The 21387-nt window shown below is 63.0% G+C and carries 15 protein-coding genes; 8 read left to right on the top strand and 7 right to left on the bottom strand.

The features are described from left to right. Positions 1 to 12: 12 nt before the first annotated feature. On the bottom strand, positions 13 to 2784 hold the full coding sequence (locus HRU92_RS12710) for a glycoside hydrolase family 2 TIM barrel-domain containing protein (protein ID WP_172125647.1): 2772 nt from the start codon (positions 2782 to 2784) through the stop codon (positions 13 to 15). Positions 2785 to 2942: 158 nt separating this feature from the next. Between HRU92_RS12710 and HRU92_RS12705 the strand changes: the two genes are divergently transcribed. Continuing rightward, entirely contained in the window at positions 2943 to 3995 is a 1053-nt protein-coding gene (locus tag HRU92_RS12705) for a LacI family DNA-binding transcriptional regulator (protein ID WP_173088274.1), read from the top strand. Here the strand turns inward: HRU92_RS12705 and HRU92_RS12700 are convergent. The 3 genes from HRU92_RS12700 to HRU92_RS12690 are packed head-to-tail and all read right to left on the bottom strand — an operon-like array spanning position 3979 to position 4850. Then, positions 3979 to 4230, bottom strand: coding sequence for a DUF5985 family protein (locus HRU92_RS12700; RefSeq protein ID WP_172125649.1), 252 nt, complete (start codon positions 4228 to 4230; stop codon positions 3979 to 3981). The genes HRU92_RS12705 and HRU92_RS12700 overlap by 17 nt on opposite strands. A gap of 3 nt (positions 4231 to 4233) precedes the next feature. Continuing rightward, a complete protein-coding gene (locus tag HRU92_RS12695) occupies positions 4234 to 4503 on the bottom strand; it encodes a DUF5985 family protein (RefSeq protein ID WP_248305167.1) in 270 nt (89 codons plus the stop codon). Continuing rightward, complete coding sequence (locus tag HRU92_RS12690; protein ID WP_127754619.1) at positions 4500 to 4850, bottom strand: hypothetical protein; 351 nt, start codon at positions 4848 to 4850, stop codon at positions 4500 to 4502. The genes HRU92_RS12695 and HRU92_RS12690 overlap by 4 nt, the downstream gene beginning before the upstream one ends. A gap of 200 nt (positions 4851 to 5050) precedes the next feature. Between HRU92_RS12690 and HRU92_RS12685 the strand changes: the two genes are divergently transcribed. Both HRU92_RS12685 and HRU92_RS12680 read left to right on the top strand, forming a co-directional pair. Further along, on the top strand, positions 5051 to 10726 hold the full coding sequence (locus HRU92_RS12685) for a HAMP domain-containing protein (protein ID WP_172125735.1): 5676 nt from the start codon (positions 5051 to 5053) through the stop codon (positions 10724 to 10726). Beyond that, positions 10723 to 12762 (top strand): response regulator, encoded by a 2040-nt coding sequence (locus HRU92_RS12680; RefSeq protein WP_248307137.1) that lies wholly within the window; start codon positions 10723 to 10725, stop codon positions 12760 to 12762. Before HRU92_RS12685 ends, HRU92_RS12680 begins: the two co-directional genes overlap by 4 nt. 26 nt (positions 12763 to 12788) lie before the next feature. Here HRU92_RS12680 and HRU92_RS12675 read toward each other — a convergent pair whose 3' ends face one another. Next, on the bottom strand, positions 12789 to 13205 hold the full coding sequence (locus HRU92_RS12675) for a host attachment family protein (RefSeq protein ID WP_210258718.1): 417 nt from the start codon (positions 13203 to 13205) through the stop codon (positions 12789 to 12791). 246 nt (positions 13206 to 13451) lie between these two features. On the opposite strand from HRU92_RS12675, the gene HRU92_RS12670 reads away from it, so the two are divergent. Continuing rightward, positions 13452 to 13997, top strand: coding sequence for a GNAT family N-acetyltransferase (locus HRU92_RS12670; protein WP_127754618.1), 546 nt, complete (start codon positions 13452 to 13454; stop codon positions 13995 to 13997). An 18-nt stretch (positions 13998 to 14015) separates the two neighbouring features. Then, on the top strand, positions 14016 to 14828 hold the full coding sequence (locus HRU92_RS12665) for a universal stress protein (RefSeq protein ID WP_173088272.1): 813 nt from the start codon (positions 14016 to 14018) through the stop codon (positions 14826 to 14828). 100 nt (positions 14829 to 14928) lie between these two features. Here HRU92_RS12665 and HRU92_RS12660 read toward each other — a convergent pair whose 3' ends face one another. Both HRU92_RS12660 and HRU92_RS12655 read right to left on the bottom strand, forming a co-directional pair. Then, on the bottom strand, positions 14929 to 15516 hold the full coding sequence (locus HRU92_RS12660; RefSeq protein WP_127754616.1) for a helix-turn-helix domain-containing protein: 588 nt from the start codon (positions 15514 to 15516) through the stop codon (positions 14929 to 14931). Positions 15517 to 15595: 79 nt separating this feature from the next. Continuing rightward, the gene (locus HRU92_RS12655) at positions 15596 to 16132 is read right to left on the bottom strand and encodes a DUF1269 domain-containing protein (RefSeq protein ID WP_172125741.1); all 537 of its coding nucleotides are present in this window, start codon (positions 16130 to 16132) and stop codon (positions 15596 to 15598) included. A gap of 356 nt (positions 16133 to 16488) precedes the next feature. Here HRU92_RS12655 and HRU92_RS12650 point away from each other — a divergent pair, with 356 nt between their 5' ends. Genes HRU92_RS12650 through HRU92_RS12640 form a run of 3 tightly spaced genes read left to right on the top strand, consistent with a single transcriptional unit; the run spans position 16489 to position 21317 of the window. Continuing rightward, positions 16489 to 17682 (top strand): NAD-dependent epimerase/dehydratase family protein, encoded by a 1194-nt coding sequence (locus HRU92_RS12650; RefSeq protein WP_172125653.1) that lies wholly within the window; start codon positions 16489 to 16491, stop codon positions 17680 to 17682. 9 nt (positions 17683 to 17691) lie between these two features. Further along, complete coding sequence (locus tag HRU92_RS12645) at positions 17692 to 19419, top strand: cellulose biosynthesis cyclic di-GMP-binding regulatory protein BcsB (protein WP_172125655.1); 1728 nt, start codon at positions 17692 to 17694, stop codon at positions 19417 to 19419. After that, positions 19413 to 21317 (top strand): glycosyltransferase family 2 protein, encoded by a 1905-nt coding sequence (locus tag HRU92_RS12640; protein ID WP_172125657.1) that lies wholly within the window; start codon positions 19413 to 19415, stop codon positions 21315 to 21317. The genes HRU92_RS12645 and HRU92_RS12640 overlap by 7 nt, the downstream gene beginning before the upstream one ends. Positions 21318 to 21387: the final 70 nt, after the last annotated feature.

Raw genomic sequence — 21387 nt, 5'->3', positions numbered from 1 at the left:
CCTTGTTTGTGCTTAGTTTAGCTCCAGCTGGGCGATGGTGGCGAGCATGCCATCGAGCAGGGTTGCGGCCACCGGATCAACGCCGGGCGGGTCCTGCATCACCCGGAAGGTGGTGGCAACCAGCGCGCCGCGCCCGATCCGGCGCTCGATGATGGTGGCCGCTGGCTTATGCACCCAGCCCACGACCAGCCCGGCATGCACGAGGCCGTCATATTCCCAGTCGCGCATGCCCCCGAGCACATGGCGGGGGACGACCCGGTCATAGGCGATGTCCAGCATGGGGCCGCCGGGCAAGGCCGCAAAGGCAACATTGCGCTTGATCCAGCTGAAATTGGCGATCCAGTCGCCGCGCCAGATCGTGCCCTGGCGCGGGTGGAGCGCGATATTGGGCAGCTGGGTTTCAAAGCCCATATGCAGGCCCGGCTGTTCGTCCTCAACCGGCATGTTGGGCGGTTCGCGCCGGGGCGCATCGGCGCGCAGGTTCTTTTTTTCCTGCAGCTTGGGATGGGCTAGCACCAGATAACGCGCGCCAAAGCGCATTGCCTCGATGTCCTGGGCGTCGAGCATGGAAACAACGGTCACATCGGCATGGGCGGCCGATACGATGCTGTAGCCAAGGCCCTGCAGGAAAGCAGCAAGACTGCCGTCCCGAGTATGAAGGCGCAGCTCGCGCTGGGATTGGCGCGGGGTGAAGACCGAAAGGTCGACGCTGTTGCGCGCCAGTTCCTGCTCGCCAATGCGCAAGGCGAAAGACAGCGTCGCGATCCGGTTGCTGTCATAGCCCGGCAGTTGCAGCTCGGTTGGGGTGAGATCGATCACTTCCAGTGCGTCCGCCTGGGGGACGGGGATGGTGCCCGAGGGGCCATCGGCGAGCGACCAGTGGAGGATCGCGCCGGCCGGCAGGCGGGTGCCCCCGGTGGCGATGGACAGGCCAAAGCTGAACTTTTCGCCGGCCCAGCCGGAATAATGCAGGATATTGGGCACGATCACGAGATCGGCGTTGATCTGGGGGAAGCGCTCGTGGAACACGCGCGGATTGCGCCGGATGTCGAGGAGCCCATTGGCTTCCCAATGCACATCGGTGATCTCGGTGATCACATAGCCCTGGATGGGCTGGCGGGCCCGCATCGCCTCGATCTGGTATTTGAGATTGTCGAACTGGTACCACTGCACCTTTTCGATAAAGGCATCGAAGCTGCCGAACACTTCATCGAGATGGTAGGCGGCGAAACGGTTCTGCAGGCCATGGGGATAGGCGGAGTTGTCGCCCCAGCCAAAGCCGGTTTCCATCCACCAGGGCTCCGACCCATCGGGGTTGGCGACCTCGGCAGGCCGGGGCAGTCCCCAGACGCCGAATTCCGAAACGATCAGCGGTTCCTTGCCCGTGCGTTCGGCATCGCCATGGGGCGAAAAGGTCCAGTCGGCCCCGGCTGCGAACTCTTCGGTCAGGCGCTCCCATTCGGTGCGACGCTCGGGCACGGAGCGATAATAATGGTAGTCATTGAGGTCGGTCTTGATGTGGAAATTGGGAATGCAAGGCGAGTTGTCGACCACAAGGCGGGTGGGGTCGAGCGCCTTGAGCCAATCAAAGGTTTCCTTGAGCCAGGCGCGGTGGTCGGCGTTTTCCACCAGCCGCGTGCCCCAGTCTTCGTTGATGATGGTCCAGCAGATGATGGAGGGGTGGTTGCCGTCGCGCTCGAGAATGCCCTTCATCGTCTGGCGCAGCCGCTCGGCCGAAGCCAGGGTCAGGGTCGCAACATTGGGGATTTCGGTCCAGATCAGCATGCCCATCCGGTCCGCCACTTCATAGTAGCGCGGGTCGGGCACCTTGATGTGGCAGCGCAGGAGATTGAGGCCCAACTCCTTGGATTTGCGGAAATGGTCCTCGATGAACTCGAGCGAAGGCGGGGTGCAGATGCCGTCGGGATAATAATCCTGGTCGAGCGCGCCGCGCATATAAAGCGGCTCCCCATTAAGGAACAGCTTGCCATCGCGCGACTCGATCTTGCGAAAGCCAAAGCTGTGCTCGGTGCGGTCGCTGACGCCCACCGGGATGCTGAGCTCGACTTGCAGGCGGTAGAGATGGGGGTGCTCCGGCGACCAAAGCAGCGGGTCCGTGATGGCAAGGCTGAACTCGCTTTGCCCGGCCGTGGCGTCGCCCGTTGCGGTTGCGACTACGGTGCCATCGTTCGCCAGCACGGAAAGGGCGACTTGTGCCGGGGCGGACAGTGTTAGGCGGGCGAGCACCGCGCCGGTATCTGGATCAGGGGTGATGGCGCAGCCGGTGAGATGGGCGACCCCGCGCCGCTCCAGCGTGACTGACTGCCAGATGCCGCCCAAGGGGCCGTACCAGCTTTGCTTGCCGTGAGGGATTTCGGAAAACGGAAAGTCCGGGTAGTTGCGCCGGTCGCCCGAGGGCAGGGTGACCGCGACCTCGAGCTGGTTCTCGCCCCTTGTGCCCGGCGGGAGCACGATCTCAAAGGGCAGGTAGCCGCCTTCATGGCTGCCCAGCGGCGTGCCATTGAGGCTGACTTCGGCGAAATAGCTCACGGCCCCAAAGCAGAGCACCAGCGTGCCGCCGTCCCAATCAGCGGGGACGGAAAAGCTGCGGCCATAAATGGCTCGCCCCGAGGCATAGCGCAGATCGGCGAACTCGGCCTGCCATGGGTTGGGCACATCAGCGGTGCGCGTTCGCCCGTCGCTCTCGTGCGTGAAGCTCCACTCACCATCAAGCGACAGAACTGCCCGCAGTCCTTCGCCCGCTTCAACCGCTGCTTGCGTCATGTTGTGCACTCCGGCCGGGCTGCGCTAATATCAGCTCGGGGTTTGATAATATTATTATCAGCTCTAGCGCTGGCGGAGTTCGCCGGCAAGAGGCTAAGCAAGCCGCACCATCCCACCCCTAGATTGGGTGCGGGGGAGCTTGAGGCAAGGAGAAGGCGATGGGCAAGCGCGCGACCATGACCGACATCGCCAATCACGCCGGGGTTTCGCAAGCCACCGTGTCGCTCGTGCTCAATGAGGTGGAGAATGCCCGGGTCGGGGCGGCCACCCGGCAGCGGGTGCTGGAAGCCGCCGATGCGCTCGGGTACCGCAAGACGCAGCGCCTGCACCGCTCACCAACCGGGGCCCGGGTGATCGGGCTGCTGATCGACGATGTGACGACGACCCCCTTTGCCGCCCAGTTCATCGAAGGGGCGCGCGACGAGGCGGCGCTGCATGATTGCATCGTCGCGGTGTTTTGTACCCGGCGCGACGAGGCGCTGGAAGAAGCGGCACTTGATCTCTTGGCAGCGACGCAATTGCAGGGGGTGGTTTATGCAGCCCTGGTGACCCAGGGGGTGACCCCGCCCGAGCGGCTGAAAGCTATCCCGACCATTTCGTTGAACTGCCACGATGGCGAGCGAAGGTTTCCTGCAGTGTTGCCGGGCGATGTGGCGGGCGCCTTTGCGGCCACCGAAGCCCTGCTCAAGGCCGGGCATCGCCGCATTGCGCATCTGGCGGGGGAAAGCTGGATGGAAGCGGCGCGGGACCGGGAGCTCGGCTATCGCCGGGCCCTCGCGAGCTGGGATGTGCCGGTGGACCCAGACCTCATCCTTGCGGGCGGGTTTACCGTGACGGGCGGGCGCGATCTCACCGCCCAGTTACTGGCGCTGCCCGAGCCGCCCACTGCCTTGTTTTGCTTTAATGACCGGATGGCGGTGGGTGCCTGCGACGCTATCCGCAATAGGGGCCTGCGCGTGCCCGATGATCTTTCGGTGATGGGTTACGACGACGAGGATCTGGTGCGCTATCTGCAGCCGCCGCTTTCGAGCGTGGTGCTGCCCCATGACGAGATGGCGCGCTGGGCGGTTGGGGCGCTGTTTGATGGGGCCGTCATCAAGGCGGAGCGGCCGGTGCGCATGAAAATGGATTGCCCGCTGGCGTTGCGCCAGTCGATCGCTCCACCGCGCGCCTTGGCACGAGGTGATGTCGGCCCTAGCGTCGGTTCTTGAGGACGATGGCGATGATGATGAGCACAAAGGCTGAAAGGCGCAGCAGGTAAAGCCAGCTGCGTTCTTCGGCCGGCAAGCCGGACAGCGCCAGCAGCGCCTGATTGGCCGCCAGCAGCCAGAACGCCGCTGCAAAGGCTGCAAACAGCAATTGGCGGGTGCGCACCCAGAAGCGCAGGAAAAACAGTCCGGAAACCACAAAGCCCATCGTGATCAGGCCGGAAACGAAGTCGAACATCGCCTACTCCGATTCCCAGACCAGACCGAAGATCAACACGCTGACCGCGGCCAGGGAAGCGGCATGCCGCCAAGCCCGCAGGTCGTATAGCGGGAAGATCAAGAGGTCAAACAGGACGATCACGCTGTTGAGGCTCAGAAACAGAAAGCAGATTCCGGCCCAGAACAGCAGGGGCGTGCGGCTGCGCCAGAACCCGCGCAACAGCAGCCAGGTGCAGGCGGTACTGGCCAGCATGCACAGCACGTAAATGGCAACCGGAATAGCCTCGTTCACTTGGATGGCTTTCTGAGCAGGAACGCGTCGGAAAAGGATTGCAGTTTGGCGTTGGACCGACCAACGATTATTCGGCGAATATAGTTGGGGCGGGCGCGATAGTCGCGCTCGAGCCTTGCCACAAAGCCGGCAATGTCGGGCGAGGCTGCTGAAAAGCGCAGCTTGCCCGGCTCGAGTTGCACCACCAGCCCCGCCTCAACCAGGCCCCGCACCGATTGGGCCACGACAAGTTCGCTGCTGCGCAGCTCGGTCACGAGGCTTGTCGTGGTCCAGCTACGCTCGGGCTGGGAATACAGCAGCAGCAAGAGCTCGAGCGACCAGACGGAGTCCAGACAGCTCTCGATCATCTCGACAAAGTCAGACTCAGATGGCGCGGGCGGGCTCATTGCACAGCGGTGTAGGAGCGGTCAACGCATGGATCAACCCTCACAGCGAGTTTCGTTTCGCTTTTAACAAATCCATGCCATCTGTTTGCGCTTGCGCTAGAAGGGTTTTGGCCGCCCGCAAGAGGCTGACTGGCCGCGATGAGGAGCACACTACCTTGACCATGACCGCCCCCACCCAACAGCTCGATCGCCGTCATATCCTCAACGCCCTGCGCGCCTTCCGGCGCGGCGATTTTTCGGTACGGCTGGACGGGGATTTCGACGGCATCGACTTCGAGATCGCCCAGAGCTTCAACGAAATCGTTGAGCTCAACGAGGCGCTGACCGATGAATTTGCCCGTCTGGGGCGCGTGGTGGGCAAGGATGGGCGCATCGGCGAGCGCGCGCATGTGCGCAATGCCAGCGGCAGCTGGGAAGCCAGCGTGCGCTCGGTGAACGAACTGATCGAAGACATGGTGCAGCCCACGGCGGAAGTGGCGCGCGTGATCGGGGCGGTGGCCAAGGGCGATCTCAGCCAATCGATGATGGAAGAGATCGATGGCCGTCCGCTGCGCGGCGAGTTCCTGCGCATCGGCAAGGTGGTCAACACCATGGTCGATCAGCTCAACAGCTTTGCCTCGGAAGTGACGCGCGTGGCGCGCGAAGTGGGCACCGAGGGCAAGCTCGGGGGTCAGGCGCAGGTCAAGGGCGTGGCCGGCACCTGGAAGGATCTCACCGACAATGTGAACTCCATGGCGGCCAACCTCACCAGCCAGGTGCGCAACATTGCCGAAGTGACCACGGCCGTCGCCAATGGCGATTTGAGCCGCAAGATCACCGTGGAGGTGAAGGGCGAGGTGCTCGAGCTCAAGAACACCATCAATACCATGGTGGACCAGCTCAACGCCTTTGCTTCGGAAGTGACGCGCGTGGCTCGCGAAGTGGGCACCGAAGGCAAGCTGGGCGGCCAGGCGCGCGTTGAAGGCGTCGGCGGCACCTGGAAGGACCTCACCGACAATGTGAACCTGATGGCCGAGAATCTCACCGGTCAGGTGCGCAACATTGCCGAAGTGACCACCGCCGTGGCCTCGGGCGATTTGTCCAAAAAGATTACCGTGGACGTGAAGGGCGAAATCCTCGAGCTCAAATCCACCATCAACACCATGGTGGACCAGCTCAATTCCTTTGCTTCGGAAGTGACCCGCGTGGCGCGTGAAGTGGGTACCGAAGGCAAGCTCGGCGGTCAGGCGCAGGTGCGCGGCGTTGGCGGCACCTGGAAGGATCTCACCGACAATGTGAACTTGATGGCGGCGAACCTGACCGGTCAGGTTCGCAATATCGCCGAAGTGACCACCGCCGTCGCGTCGGGCGATTTGTCCAAGAAGATCACCGTTGATGTGAAGGGGGAAATCCTCGAGCTCAAATCCACCATCAATACCATGGTGGACCAGCTCAATTCCTTTGCCGGGGAAGTGACGCGCGTGGCGCGCGAAGTGGGCACCGAAGGCAAGCTGGGCGGCCAGGCCGATGTGAAGGGCGTCGGCGGCACCTGGAAGGATCTGACCGACAATGTGAACCTGATGGCCGCGAATCTGACCGGTCAGGTGCGCAATATCGCCGAAGTGACCACCGCCGTGGCGCGTGGCGATCTGTCCAAAAAAATCACCGTGGATGTGAAGGGTGAAATCCTCGAGCTCAAGGACACCATCAATACCATGGTGGACCAGCTCAATTCCTTCGCCGGTGAAGTGACGCGCGTGGCGCGCGAAGTGGGTACCGAAGGTAAGCTCGGTGGCCAGGCCCATGTGGAGGGCGTGGCCGGCACCTGGAAGGATCTGACTGACAATGTGAACTCGATGGCGCAGAACCTGACCGGTCAGGTGCGCAACATCGCCGAGGTGACCACCGCCGTGGCCTCGGGTGACCTCAGCAAAAAGATCACCGTCGACGTGAAGGGGGAAATCCTCGAGCTCAAGAACACCATCAACACCATGGTGGACCAGCTCAACTCCTTTGCCTCGGAAGTGACGCGCGTGGCGCGCGAAGTGGGCACGGACGGCAAGCTCGGCGGTCAGGCGCAGGTGCGCGGCGTTGCCGGGACCTGGAAGGACCTGACCGACAATGTGAACGCCATGGCCGCCAACCTGACGGGCCAGGTGCGTAACATCGCCGAAGTGACCACCGCCGTGGCCTCGGGTGATTTGTCCAAAAAAATCACCGTGGCGGTGCGCGGGGAAATCCTCGAGCTCAAGGACACCATCAACACCATGGTGGACCAGCTCAACTCCTTTGCCTCGGAAGTGACGCGCGTGGCGCGCGAAGTGGGTACCGAAGGTAAGCTCGGCGGTCAGGCCCAGGTGCGCGGCGTCGGTGGCACCTGGAAGGATCTCACGGACAATGTGAACCTGATGGCGGCGAACCTCACCGGTCAGGTGCGCAATATCGCCGAAGTGACCACCGCCGTGGCCTCGGGTGACTTGTCCAAGAAGATCACCGTGGACGTGAAGGGCGAGATCCTCGAGCTTAAATCCACCATCAACACCATGGTGGACCAGCTCAACTCCTTTGCCGGCGAAGTGACGCGCGTGGCGCGCGAAGTGGGTACCGAGGGCAAGCTCGGGGGTCAGGCGCGAGTGGAAGGCGTGGCCGGCACCTGGAAGGACCTCACCGACAATGTGAACCTGATGGCGACCAACCTCACCAATCAGGTGCGCGGCATTGCCGAGGTGGTGACCGCGGTGGCCCAGGGTAACCTCAAGCGCAAGCTCGCGGTGGATGCCAAGGGCGAAATCGCCGCCCTTGCCGAAACCATCAACGGCATGATCGAAACCCTCGCGACCTTTGCCGACCAGGTGACCAATGTGGCGCGCGAAGTGGGTATCGAGGGCAAGCTCGGTGGCCAGGCGCGCGTGCCAGGCGCGGCGGGCCTATGGCGCGACCTCACCGACAATGTGAACCAGCTCGCGGCCAATCTCACCACCCAGGTGCGCGCCATTGCCGAAGTGTCCACTGCCGTGACCAAGGGCGATCTGACCCGCTCGATCTCGGTGGAAGCCTCGGGTGAAGTCGCCGCGCTCAAGGACAACATCAACGAGATGATCCGGAATTTGAAGGATCAGACCCTTAAGAATGCCGAGCAGGATTGGCTCAAGACCAATCTCGCCCGCTTTTCGCGAATGCTGCAGGGCGAGCGCGACCTCTCGACCGTGTCGCGCCTGATCATGAGCGAGCTCGCGCCGCTCGTGAACGCGCAATATGGCGTCTTCTATGTGACGACGCGCGAAGACAGCGAAACCCGGCTGGAACTCGCCGCCAGCTATGGGGCGGAAAGCCACGCCCAGATCCGCAGCCAGGTGGCGCTGCGCGAAGGGCTGATCGGGCAAAGCGCCGCTGACCGGCGCGTCATCATGCTCGACAATGTGCCGCCCGATTTCCTCAAGATCAGCTCGGGCCTTGGCTCGGCCGATCCGGCCAATGTCATCATCCTGCCGGCTCTCTTTGAAGAAGAGGTCAAGGCCGTGATCGAGCTCGCCTCGTTCAGCGAGTTCAACGACACCCATCAGAGCTTCCTCAACCAGTTGATGGAATCGGTGGGCATCGTGCTCAACACCATTGCGGCCACCATGCGCACCGAGGGGCTGCTCAAACAGTCCCAGTTGCTGACCGCCGAGCTGCAGTCGCGCCAGTCCGAACTCACGAAAAAGCAGGAAGAGCTGCACGCCACCAACGAGGAGCTGCAGGAAAAGGCACAACTGCTCGAAAACGAGAAAAAGCAGGTCGAGAACAAGAATCTCGAAATCGAAATGGCCCGCCGGGCGCTCGAGGAAAAGGCCGAACAGCTGGCGCTGACCTCCAAATACAAGTCCGAGTTCCTGGCCAATATGTCCCACGAGCTGCGCACGCCGCTCAATTCGCTGCTGATCCTGTCCAAGCTCCTCGCCTCCAACCAGCAGGGGAACCTGAACGACAAGCAGGTGGAATTCGCCCGCACCATCAATGCGGCGGGCACGGACCTGCTCAACCTCATCAACGACATTCTCGATCTCTCCAAGATCGAGTCCGGCACAGTTTCCATCGATATCGGTCATGTGAAGCTGACCCAGCTGCGCCAGCATATGGAGCGCACCTTCCGCCAGCTCGCCACCGACAAGGGGCTGAACTTTGCCATCGACATCGATCCGGCGCTGCCCGAAACCATGCGCACCGACGAAAAGCGGCTGCAGCAGGTGGTGCTGAACCTCCTATCGAACGCCTTCAAGTTCACCGCACAAGGGCAGGTCAAACTCCGCTTCGGCCTCGAAGCGGTGGATGCGCACGGCCAAGGCGGGAGTCGCATGCTCGCTGTCGCCGTCAGCGATACCGGCATCGGCATTCCCGAGGAAAAGCAGAAGCTGATCTTTGAAGCCTTCCAGCAGGCCGATGGCACGACCAGCCGCAAATATGGCGGCACTGGGCTTGGGCTCTCGATTAGCCGCGAGATCGCCAATCTCCTGGGGGGCGAACTCAAGGTGCAGAGCACGCCCGGCCAGGGCTCGACTTTCACCCTTGTCGTGCCCCTTGATGGCCCCGAAACGCTGGGCCTGCAGCATAGCCCCGCTGCGGTCGAGCCCAGTCCCGCGAGCCCAGCCAGCCCGGGGGAGGCGCCCGATGGCGACGATCGCAACACGATCCAGCCCGGCGACAAGGTGATCCTGATCGTCGAGGACGACCCGACCTTTGGCCGGGTGCTGCTGGATGTCGCCCGTTCCGCCGGGCTCAAGGGCGTACTGTCCAATGCCGGCTCGGGCACGTTGTCATTGGCACGCAAGACCATGCCCGACGCGATCACGCTTGATCTTGGGCTCAGCGACATCGATGGCTGGGTGCTGTTTGACCTGTTGCAGCACGATCCCAAGACCGCATCGATCCCGATCCACGTGATTTCGGGCGCCGAGCATGCGGCGGAGCTGACCGCCAAGGGCGCGGCCAGCGTGATGCTCAAGCCGGTTGATCCGCAGCAGCTGACGGCCGTGTTCGAGGCGATCAGCAGCAATCCGGAGCGCAATCATCGCCGTGTGCTCGTGGTAGACGCCGACGCCGAGCGGCGCCTGGCCACCACCGAGGCGATTCGGGACGGGCTGACCGCCGTCACCGCCGTGGCGCTGCTGCCGGCCAATAGCGATGAGGCGGCGCTGGATGGCTATGATCACGTCGTGGTCGCGATTGGCCGCTCCGCCAAGGACGACCAGGCCGCTCTTGGGCGGCTTGGCAGCCACGGGAGCGCAGTTCTGGGCAAGACGGTGATCTTTGGCGCCAATGCCGAAGCGCTGCTGGGCTCGGCGGCAAACAGCGCCCTTGCCGGCCTGCCGCGCGCCGAAAGCCTGTCCCAGCTGACCGAGCTCGTCGCGCGCCAGCCAGCGTCCGGCCCGGGCGAAAGCGATCGCGCTGCCACCCAGGATCTGGTGGGCACCAAGGTGCTGATCATCGACGATGACATCCGCAACATTTATTCGCTCACCAGCATGCTCGAAACCTGCGGCATCGAGGTGCTGCATGCTGAAAGCGGGCGCGAGGGCATCGCCATCCTCGAGCAAAATCCCGACACCCATATTGCCCTGGTCGACATCATGATGCCCGAAATGGATGGCTACGAAACCATGCGCACGATCCGGGGCCGCCTGGCCCTGGCGCATATTCCGCTGATCTCGGTCACCGCCAAGGCGATGAAGGGGGACCGGCAGAAATGCCTCGATGCAGGAGCGTCCGATTACATTGCCAAGCCGGTGGATCTTGATTTGTTGCTGGCCCTGCTGCGGGTCTGGGTCGCGCGTTCGCGGGAACGGAGCGCGGCATTGGGCATGACTGCGACGCGCGCATGACCGCGGGTTTGACCGAGCTGAGCGGAATGGAACTGGGCCGCCCTGGCGACGGCCTGGCCGGGGCGGCGCCGCGTCCGCGCGTGCTGGTGGTGGATGATGATCCGCGCAATCTCCTGGCGCTGAGCGAAGTGCTCCAGGATGTAGCCGAAATCGTCACCGCGTCCTCGGGCACCGAAGCGCTGCGATTCCTGCTCAAGGAGCAGTTCGCGGTGATCCTGCTCGATGTGCTGATGCCCGGGATCGATGGCTATGAAACGGCCAAGCTCGTGCGCATGCGCGAGCAGTCGCGCGACATCCCGATCATCTTCCTGACCGCGATCAACAAGGAAGATGCCCATCTGATGCGCGGCTATGACAGCGGCGCGGTGGACTTCGTGTTCAAGCCGTTCGATCCCACCATCCTGCGCTCCAAGGTGCAGATTTTTGTCAGCCTGTTTGAAAAAACCCGCGAGATCGAGCGTAATGCCGAGCGCGAGCAGGTGCTGCTGCACGAGGCGCTGCGCGCCCAGGCCGAAAAGCTGCGCACGGACCAGGCGCTGCGTGAAGCCGAAGAGCGCCAGGCCCTGCTGCTGCGCTCCCTGCCGCTTGCGGTTTATCAGGTCGAGGCCGGGGCCGGGGCGCCCAGCTTCATTGCCGGCGATATCGAGAGCCTGACCGGGTTTTCCCCCGAGGCCTTTGCCGAGGACGCAAGGCTTTGGCTCGGGCGCATCCACCCCGACGATCGCGACGGGGGCACTGACGCGGCAGGCGAGGCCTTCAAGCCGGGCGAGTATCGCTGGCAGCATCGCGACGGCTCTTATCGCGTGTTCGTGGATCAAAGGGTGCCGGTTTCCGGGCGGGATGGCATTCATGTCGGCACGCTGCGCGACATCACCGAACAGCGCCGGCTCCAGGACCAATTGCTGCAATCGCAAAAGCTCGATGCGATCGGCAAGCTGACCGGCGGGATCGCGCACGACTTCAACAATCTCCTCGCTTCCGTGCTGAGCGGGATTGGCCTCCTTGAGCGGCGCAGCGAACTTGATGAACGCGGTCGCAAGGTTTTGGGCATGATGCGCCATGCCGCCCAGCAAGGCGCGCATCTGGTTAATCGCATGCTGACCTTTTCGCGCCGGCAGAACCTGCAGCCCGAGGTGATCCGGATCGAGGCGGTGGCGCAGGCGCTTGATGGCCTGCTGGCGCCGGTGCTGGGCGGGCTCGTGACGCTGAGCTGGGAACTCGAGGCGGCGCTTTGGCCCGCCTTTGTGGACGGGGGCGAGCTTGAGCTGGCGCTGATGAATCTCGTGATCAATGCGCGCGATGCCATGCCGACGGGCGGCACGGTGACCATCACTGGCGTTAACCGGCACCTGCCGGTTGCCAGAGGGGACCTCAAGGCCGGCGATTACGTTGTGCTGTCGGTCGCCGATACCGGCACCGGCATTCCGCCCGAACTGCTGGAGCGGGTGCTTGAGCCCTTTTTTACCACCAAGGATGCCGGCAAGGGCACAGGCCTGGGCTTAAGCTCCGTGCTGGGCTTTGCCCAGCAGTCGGGGGGAACGCTGCTCACTTCAAGCGTTGTGGGGGCGGGCACGGTTATGGAGGTCTGGTTGCCGCGCTGCGCCGAGATCGCCCCCAGCCTGATCTCGGACGCGATCAGCGAGCCGGAACTGGCTGTCACCGCCGGGCAAACGATTTTGCTGGTCGATGACGCGGTGGGTTTGCGCGATCTTACCCAGATGCATCTGAGCGATGCCGGTTATGCGGTCACTTGCGCGGCGAGCGGCACCGAGGCGCTGGAGTTGATCCGGGGCGGGGCGGACCGCTTCGACGTCATTGTCACCGATTATGCCATGCCCAACATGTCCGGACTTGACCTGATCACAGCCGCGCGGGCGCAGCGGCCGCTATGGCCGGCCGTCATCATCAGCGGCTACGCCGATCTGGAAGACGTCGCTCGCCGGCCAGCCGATGTTCCGCTGCTGGCCAAGCCCTTTACCCGGGCCGCATTGCTGCAGGCGGTCCGCAATGTCGCCGTCCAGCGCTCGACGCACTAGCGGCGCTTAAAACAAGGCGGTCGGCGTCAGCCGGCCGCGTCGCGGACGGCGGCGGCGATTTCCGTGGTTGTGCGATTGGTGAGTTCCTTGGGCAGCTCCAGCATGATGCTGGCCGAAACGGTCTTGTGCATGGTTTGGCGCAGCTGACCCAGGGTCTGCGGATCGGCCGCGAGCACGAGATGCTCGAACTTGTTGGCCTGCTTCATTGTGTAAAGGGCTTCGGCCAGTTGCTTGGCGAAGGTCGCCTCGTCGGTCTGGCGGGGCGTTTGCTCTTCGGGGCGGACCCCGGACGGGCCTTCGCGGTCAAGGTTCTGTGGGGTGAGGCGCTGTTCTTCGGTCAGGCTCAGATTTGCCCTGATCCCATGGGTGCGCAGTAGCACGGCCTGGTGCCCATCAGCGACCACCACCAGCGTGCGCTGGGGAATGTAAATGATGTCGGACATGATTGATTTTCCTGGGTCCCCGCGGGCGGGCGATTTGCAGGCAAACGAAGCGGTTGGGCGCGATGTTCCCGGTTTTGCCCGCATGGGCTTAACGAGGTCGTAAACCCCACGCGCATTCGCTCGGCAAACCGGCCCGCCAGGACGCGCGGGAATTGATAAGCGTCAAAACCTTGCTGCGGGAATGGGGCATGGTGCGGGCCACCGCCCGGCGCAAAGCCGGTCGGCGCGAGCAGGAGCGCCACCGCCATGGCTCAATGGGAGACCGACCTCACCACCCGCACCGGCTTTACCTTTCATGTCCGGCCTGTTCGGGGGGATGACGCGGCGGCGCTGCAGGAATTCTTCGGGCATGTCTCGCCCGAGGATCTGCGCTTCCGGTTCCTCAGCACGGTCAAGAAGGTGGGTCAGGATCGCCTCCGGGCCATGACCGAGGTCGACCATCAGCGCACTGAAAATTTCGTGGCCATCGACCCCGAGACGGACGCAGTGATCGCGACGGCCATGCTGGCCTGCGATCCCGCCATGGCGGTGGGGGAAGTCGCCATCTCCATCCGGCAGGACTTCAAGAGCCGCGGCGTGAGCTGGGAGCTGCTGGGCTATGTGAGCCGCTTTGCCCAGGCCAGGGGCGTTGGGCGGCTCGAGTCGATCGAGGACCGCTCCAATCTGTCGGCCATCAGTCTCGAAAAGGAGATGGGTTTCACCTCCCGGGCCTGCCCGGGCGATCCCACAGTGGTTGTGCTGGAAAAGCAATTGCGCCCCCTGGCCGGGGCGCTCGATGCGCATCAATCCTAAGGCGAAAAGGGCTGCAAAATGATCAAGAACATCGTGGTTCATCTCACCGGTTCAGACCAGGACCAAGCGCGCCTGGGGGTAGCCGAATCCATTGGCAACCGCTTCGATGCCCATCTGACGGGGCTTTACGTGCATATCCTGCCCGAAACCTCCGATCTCGACCCCATCGTGATGGCCGGGATGGAACCCTGGTTCGAGCAGTCCGCTGCGCGCGCCGATGAAAGCTTCAAAAAGCTCAAAACCCGGTTCGACGATTTGGGCATCCCCCATGATGTGCGCCGGCTCGATGTGTCGTCGGGCGCTGCGGGGCAGGCCATGGCTGCGCGCGCCCGCGTCGCCGACCTTTTTGTGGCAGCCCGGCCCGAAGAGGATCCGGCTGAGGACGTGAACATGGAAGTGTCCGTGTTGTTCGGCTCGGGACGGGCGTGCTTGTTCGTGCCCCAGAATGGCCGGCACACCAATGGCTTCAATAGGGTGACGGTCGCCTGGGATGGCAGCCGCGAGGCGGTGCGCGCCATTACCGAAGCCATGCCCTTTCTTGAGCAAGCCAGCCAGGTCATCATCGTGTCACTGCGCCAGGATGAGGACGCCCTGTCCGCTGGTGATCTTGCCCGCCATCTGCGGCGCCACGGCATCTCGGCCGAGGTCAGGACGCTCGACACCGATACCGAAGGTTCTGGGGAAGCCTTGCTGGACGAGGTCGGGCGCACCGGGGCCAATCTGCTGGTGATGGGCGGCTGTGGCCATTCCAAATTCATGGACTGGGTGCTGGGCGGGGCCACCCGCTATGTGCTGACCCATGCCGATATTCCGGTGCTGATGGCCCGCTAGCGCCGTGCCTGCTTAGACGGTTGTGTCCCAAGGGCCTGGTGGTGCACTGAGGCGCTCTGGCCCGCCCTCCCCCAGCGGGGAGGGGGCGGGAGCTATCCGATCACTGAATCTGCTGGAGTGCGGGCAGGTTCAGCACTTTGATGTAGTGGGTGCTGGGCACGCTGACGATCCCGGCATCCTTGAACCGCCGCAGGACCCGCGAAACCGTTTCGGGGCTGATGCCAAGATAAGCGGCGATGTCGAGCCGGTGCATGGGAAGCGCCAGGAGATTGTTGCCGTTGCGCTCGACGAGGTCGCAAAAGAACGCCGCGAGCCGCGCATCGGCCGTTCCCAGCGAAACGATCAACAATTGTTCGCGCAGGCGGGTGAGGCTGGGCAGGAGTTGCTTGTGGCGCCATTCGGCGGCATTGGGGTCCTTGGTGGGCCCGAACACCCGAATACCGGTGGTTCCTGCCGATTCAGCGGAGAAACAGTGTTCGCTTTCGCTTTCCCAGCCAAACACTTCGTTGGGAAAAAAGAACCCGCCGACCTGGCGATTGCCGCCATAGGTCACGCGGGCCAGGAGGACGCACCCGAACTGTACCGAGTACAGGGACCCCGAAGGGTCCCCTTGCCGGTAGATCTTCATGCCATTGCTGTAGATGGAGATAGGTGCCTCGGCACTGGAGGTCTTAACATGTTGGCTCATGCCTGGCTCCTAAGGGTTCATTGCGCTGCTGATCGGGAGGGTCGTCAGTCTGGGGCAGCAAGATGCATGGCATGGCTCCTTAGGCTGCGACCGGATTGTCTTGCTGGCGAGCGCGCATGATTGCCTCGTGCAGCTTTTTCTCCTGGTCGGGCGAAAGCGAGCTTTTCAGGATCGTGCCATTGAACTTGGACAGCTCGGCGATAACCTTTTCCGGTTGCGCCTTGCGCACGAGGATGAACAAGGCCGAGGTGCCGGGCGTGAGCTTTTCCGCCACGGAGCGGACAAAGGTGTCATCCAGCCCATAATCGACGAGCGACCCCGAAATGGCGCCAGTGGCAGCGCCAAGCAGTCCGCCTATGGCCAGGCCGGCGAGCGGATTGAGAAACAACAGGCCGACAAGGGTGCCCCAGGCGATGCCCGAAAGCCCACCATAGGCGGCGCCCGCGCCGGCCACATTGTAACTCTGCTTGAGATTGATCTTGCCGTCGTGGCGGCGGATCACCACCACGGCATCGTCGAGATCAATCAGGTACTCCTTTTGGAGTTGATTGAGTTCGTGGAGCACGCGGTCGGCTTCATTCACGTCGTCAAACGATATCGCTATTAGGTCACTCACCTTGCCATCTCCTTGAAAATCAAGTGTGTCCGCCGGTACGTGAACTGAAGAAGCTTCACCGCCGTCCTGACAAAAATCAAAATACGTCGAGGCAATATTTAGTTCCGTTGCCATAGTACTTGGATTTTGATTCATAGAAGAACTGCGATCGTGGCAATTTAGATTGTGTGACAGTCTGAAATACACGCGAGCAAATAGTGGAATAAGTCTCTAACTTTATTGTTCCGGATTGTCTTCTTTGTACCGGAACAATTCCGCAATCTTGACCAATGTCAATAAGCTGTTCGATGTGCCCCCTATGATCCCCCGCTATCAGGAGCGTCCTCCCGGATGCATGTCCCAGTGCGGAGTTGAAAATGCGATCGGTACTCGTTCTTGGCGGGGACGGCTTTTGCGGCTGGCCCACAGCCTTGCACCTTTCGGCCCGCGGCTACCGGGTTGGCATCATCGACAATCTGTCGCGCCGCCACATCGATGACGAAATGGGCGCGGGCAGCCTTAGCCCGATCACCTCCATTCGGGAGCGGCTCGACATCTGGCGGGATATATCGGGCCAGCAGATCGACTACTTCTTTATCGACGTCGCCCGCGACTTCCACAGCCTGCGCGACGCCATCGAGATATTTGCGCCCGATACCGTCGTCCACTTTGCTGAACAACGCTCCGCCCCTTACTCGATGACCAATTCAAGTCACAAGCGCTATACGATGGAGAACAATATTGGTGGCACGCACAACTTGCTGGCGGCCATTGTTGATCTTGCCAAGTCTATTCACGTCGTCCATCTGGGGACGACCGGCGTTTATGGTTATGCCAGCGCCGGGGTCGAAATCCCCGAAGGCTATCTCGATGTCCTGATCAAGGCCCACGACAATGATTTTGTGAAGCGCTCGATCCTGTTCCCCACCAGTCCCGGCTCGGTCTACCACCTGACCAAGTCGATGGATCAGCTGATCTTCCAATACTACGCCCACAATGATCGCCTGCCGATCACCGATCTGCACCAGGGCATTGTTTGGGGCACGCAGACCGAGGAAACCCGCCAGCACGACGGGCTCGTGAACCGCTTCGATTATGATGGCGATTACGGCACGGTGCTCAATCGCTTCCTGATGCAGGCCGTGGTGGGCCATGCCCTGACCGTGCATGGCACCGGAGGGCAGACGCGCGCCTTTATCAACATCCAGGACACGGTGCGCTGCGTCCAGCTCGCCATCGACAATCCGCCCCAGCCCGGCGATCGGGTCAAGATCTTCAACCAGGTCGCCGAAACCAAACGGGTGCGGGACCTGGCCGAGATGATCGCCGCCATGACCGGCGCGCGCATCGCCTATGTCGACAATCCCCGCAATGAAGACGCCGAAAACGATCTGCTCATGTCCAATGCGGCTTTCCGATCTTTAGGGCTCGATCCGATCCTGCTGCGTGAACAGCTGTTCGGCGAAACCATGGAAATCGTGGAGCGCTTCAAGTCGCGCTACAACCCCAAAATGGTGGCGGCCCGCTCCTTGTGGACCCGAAACCATCGCCCCGGCCTTGTGAAAGAGTGAGTTTGAGCCATGCGTGATGCCCTCCGCCTCGTCATGTTCGCCGTGATCATCTTTGGGGTAACGACACTGTCCGTGTTGTTCAGCGACCCCGGCTTTGCCGCCAATCTCACCGAGCGCCTCGGCTTCTCGGAAGGAGGCGAGGCAGCACCCATCCAACTTGCGCAGGCTGACAGCCCGCCGGCCGGGGCTCCCCCAGCCCAGGGCCAAGCGGCGGCCCCTGCGGCGGCGGCGCAAGCCGAAGCGGCTCCAGCCGCTACCGGTCGACAACAGGCAGCTCCGGCCCGCTTGACCGCGGGCGAGGCAGTCGTGCGCATTCCTCGGGCACAGCCCGGCGTCTGGATGGGTCTGGCGGGTTTCCCCGCCCAGACTACCCTGCGTTTCCCCTTGCCCGAAGGCGTCAACATTGTTGAGGGCCAGGTGCAGCTGGATCTGCAAAGCGAGCTGGTCGAGCAGGGCGATGGATTATTGACCGTCCTCGTCAACGGCACCGAACGCGATGCCATTGTGCTCATGCGCGGCACGACCACGCTGCAGCTGACTTATCCCTTGCTGCCGGCAGATTTGGCGGCGGGAGAAATCCTCGTCACCCTCGATGCCAATGGCACCACCAATTGGGGCCAGATCTGTCCCACCAATGCCGCCAATCTGGGTGCTGCCATCGCGGTGCTCGAAAGCAGTGGGCTGGCCCTGCAGCTCGATGCGCCCCGCAGCGATGTGGAAACCAGGATCGCGCTCGCCTCCGAGCCGATCGGATTGTGGGCGCCCGACCAGCCGGCGATGCAGGCCTGGGCCACGCAGTGGTTGTCGCGCCAGGGTGTTCCGGCCCAAGCGCGCCCCCTGGACCAGAACGGATCTTTTTCGCTCGTGGCCGAGGCCGCCGAGCCCCTGAGCATGAACGACGCCGGTCAAATCACGCTTGCCGGAACGGAGGCCCTCGACATGGTCGCACGGATCAAGGGGGCTACATTGCCCGCCAGTTACGAGGCCCAATGGCCGCTGCCCATCAATGCGCTTACCCCCGATCTGGCGGCGCATACCTTCCGCGGCTCGAGCCGCTGGCTGCTCGATTACAAGCTCGCCGACCTGCCCGATGGGCTCGCGCCAGCACGCCTCCATCTAGCGCTCAAGACGAGTCAACTCGTCGAGCCAAACCAGTGGTCGCTGCGGGTGCTGCTCAATGGCAATCTCGTTCATGCCGCCAATCATCCCGGCACCGATGGCGCCATCACCCTCGATGTGCCATTGCCCGCCCAGTCCCAGTTCCTGTCCAACCAGCTGGCGATCGTCCTGGTAGACAATTCCCCCAACCAGGGCATCTGCCGGGCCGGGCCCGAAGCTGCCGCGCAATTGCTGCCCGAAAGCTATCTCGATCCCGTCCAGACCCCCGAAGGGGCCAAGCAGGTCCTCGTGTCCGCGCTGGCCGGCTCGGGCGGAGTCTTTGTTGCCGGTCCCGCCAGCGCCGACCAGGGCGCGACATTGCAGACCCAGCGCCTGCTTGACCTGATCCTGCCCCTCGATGTGCCGGCCTCGTTCCTCGAGGAAAAGCCGGTCAGCATCCAGATGCTGGACGAGCCCGCGCTCCAGGCGCTGCGCGACAACGATGCTTCCCAGGGCTTTCTTGTTGTTGCCCATGAAGGCCAGGACCCTGATGGCGTTGCCGTCTGGCCCTTGGACGAGTGGCGCGACCGCGGGACTGCCGATCCTGTTCAACCCGGTGCGCTGTTTGTATCATGGTAGAAACACCCCAACGCCAGGCACTCCAGCATCGGCTGCAGCCGGATCAATACAGATCCCATGATTCGGCGCCGCCGCTGCTTTCCCGCCCCGTAGCCAGCACCAGTGCCCCACAGGTGCTGGCGCTGGCTACGCTGATCTCGTTCGTGCTGCTGATCCTGGTCGAACGGCAACCGGCACTCCGGGCGATATTCCCGGACGGCGACCTTTATTTCTCGCAATATGACGGCAATTATGCCGTGCCGCTGCGCATCTTCGTGTTGAGCTTCTATCTGGCCTTCGCCACCACGATCCAGGCGCCAGGCTGGGCGCGGCTGCTGTTTGGCTTGGAGCTGGTGCTGCCTTTTGCCCTGTTCTGTGCCACGCTCGATCTTTGCAATGGCGTGTTGTTGGCGCTGACCGGCGCGAGCCTGCCCCTGCAGGCGATCAGCATCATCACCGGTCTCGCGGGCTTTTACATCTTTTCGCTCACCATGCTGTCCTGCGCCGATATGCCCGAGCGCGACGATGCTCCGCTCAACTTGCGGTTCAAGCTGGGCTCTCTGCTGACCCTTGCCAGCACCATCGTGATTTCGGCGGCGGTGTCCGTCTGGGTGATGCGGCTTGATCTGCCCATTGTTTACCGGCTGCGCGAGATGTCGCTGCTGGGGGGCGTCGCCGTCGGCCTGTTCATGTTCGTGCCGCTGATTTTCTTTCTTCTCAACATCCTGGCTGCGTTTCAGAACCTGTTCCGGGGCCGCAAGAATTTTGCCCCCGACATAACCCTGCTCATTCCGGCCCATAACGAAAGCCACAACATCGCCGCCGCCATCGCGGCGGCCGATATTGCGGCAGGCAATTATGCCGGCGCCGTGACGCTGATCGTTGTGGACAACAACTCCAGCGACGATACGCCGGCGGCGGCCGAGGCAGCCTTTGCGCGCTGCGAGCATGTGACGGGGCAGTTGCTGCGTGAGCCCACGCCGGGCAAGTCGCGTGCCTTGAACCGGGGCCTTGCGGCGGTGCAAACCGAGTTCTTTGCCCGCCTCGATGCCGATACGCTGCTCCATCCGCAGCTGCTGGCGGATTGTCTCGCGCACTTCGCCCATCCCTATGTCGGCTGTGTCGGTGGCATGCCCATGCCGCCAGGTGGCGGAGCCTTTGATGGGCCGCGCCAGATCGAGGTGTTGCTCAAGTCGGGCTATGATCAGGTCGCCTTCGGCGCTGCGGACGTGATCATCGGCATTCCCGGTATGTTCGCCTGCTACCGCACCGCGGTTGTGCGGGAGGTTGGCGGGTTCGCCAATGGCTTGAACGGCGAGGATACCGACGCCGCGCTGCGGATCGGGGAAGCCGGGTATCGGCTGATCGTTGATCCACAGCTGCGGTTCATCTCCGAGGTGCCACGCAGCTTTGCGCATCTGCGCGAACAGCGGCAGCGCTGGTATCGCTCGCTTTATCATGTGGCGGCCCGGAACCGCCAATTGCTGGCAGGTTTTACCCCCTCGGTGCGTGGCAAGATCGTGCTGCCCTTCATGCTGATGAATACGGGGCGGCGCGCCATGGGCTGGCCGCTGCTGTTTTTCGCGATCAACTTCCTGCTGCTTCATGCCGATCCCAGAAGCACGGCCAGCGCCACCTCGCTGCTGGCCATTCTGATGGGCGCCCCATTGCTCAACGCAGTTATCGCCATTCTCGTCAATCTTCGCCCTGGCGACTTGCTGCAGCTGCCCGCCTATATCGCCTTCCGCATGCTGCGCTATTATTTCACCCTGGAAGCGGTGCTTTCGATGACCTTCGAGCGCTACACCGCGCGCGCGGGGGTGCTGTCGCCAGCGCGCGAGCGGGCGCGGCTCGCCAATGAAAGGCGGATCGGCACTGCCCCCGCGATGGCGCACCGGACCATTGGGGCGACCAGCTAAGGCTCAGCTCGCCCCTGGCGCGAGGGTTCAGGCCACAGGGGCCAGGACCACCATCCCGATCAGTATCCGA

Source organism: Devosia sp. 1635 (assembly GCF_013185955.1).
In the GTDB taxonomy this organism is placed as follows: domain Bacteria; phylum Pseudomonadota; class Alphaproteobacteria; order Rhizobiales; family Devosiaceae; genus Devosia.
Note: the sequence above shows the minus strand (reverse complement) of the source record. Positions and strands in the feature narration are given on the sequence as shown.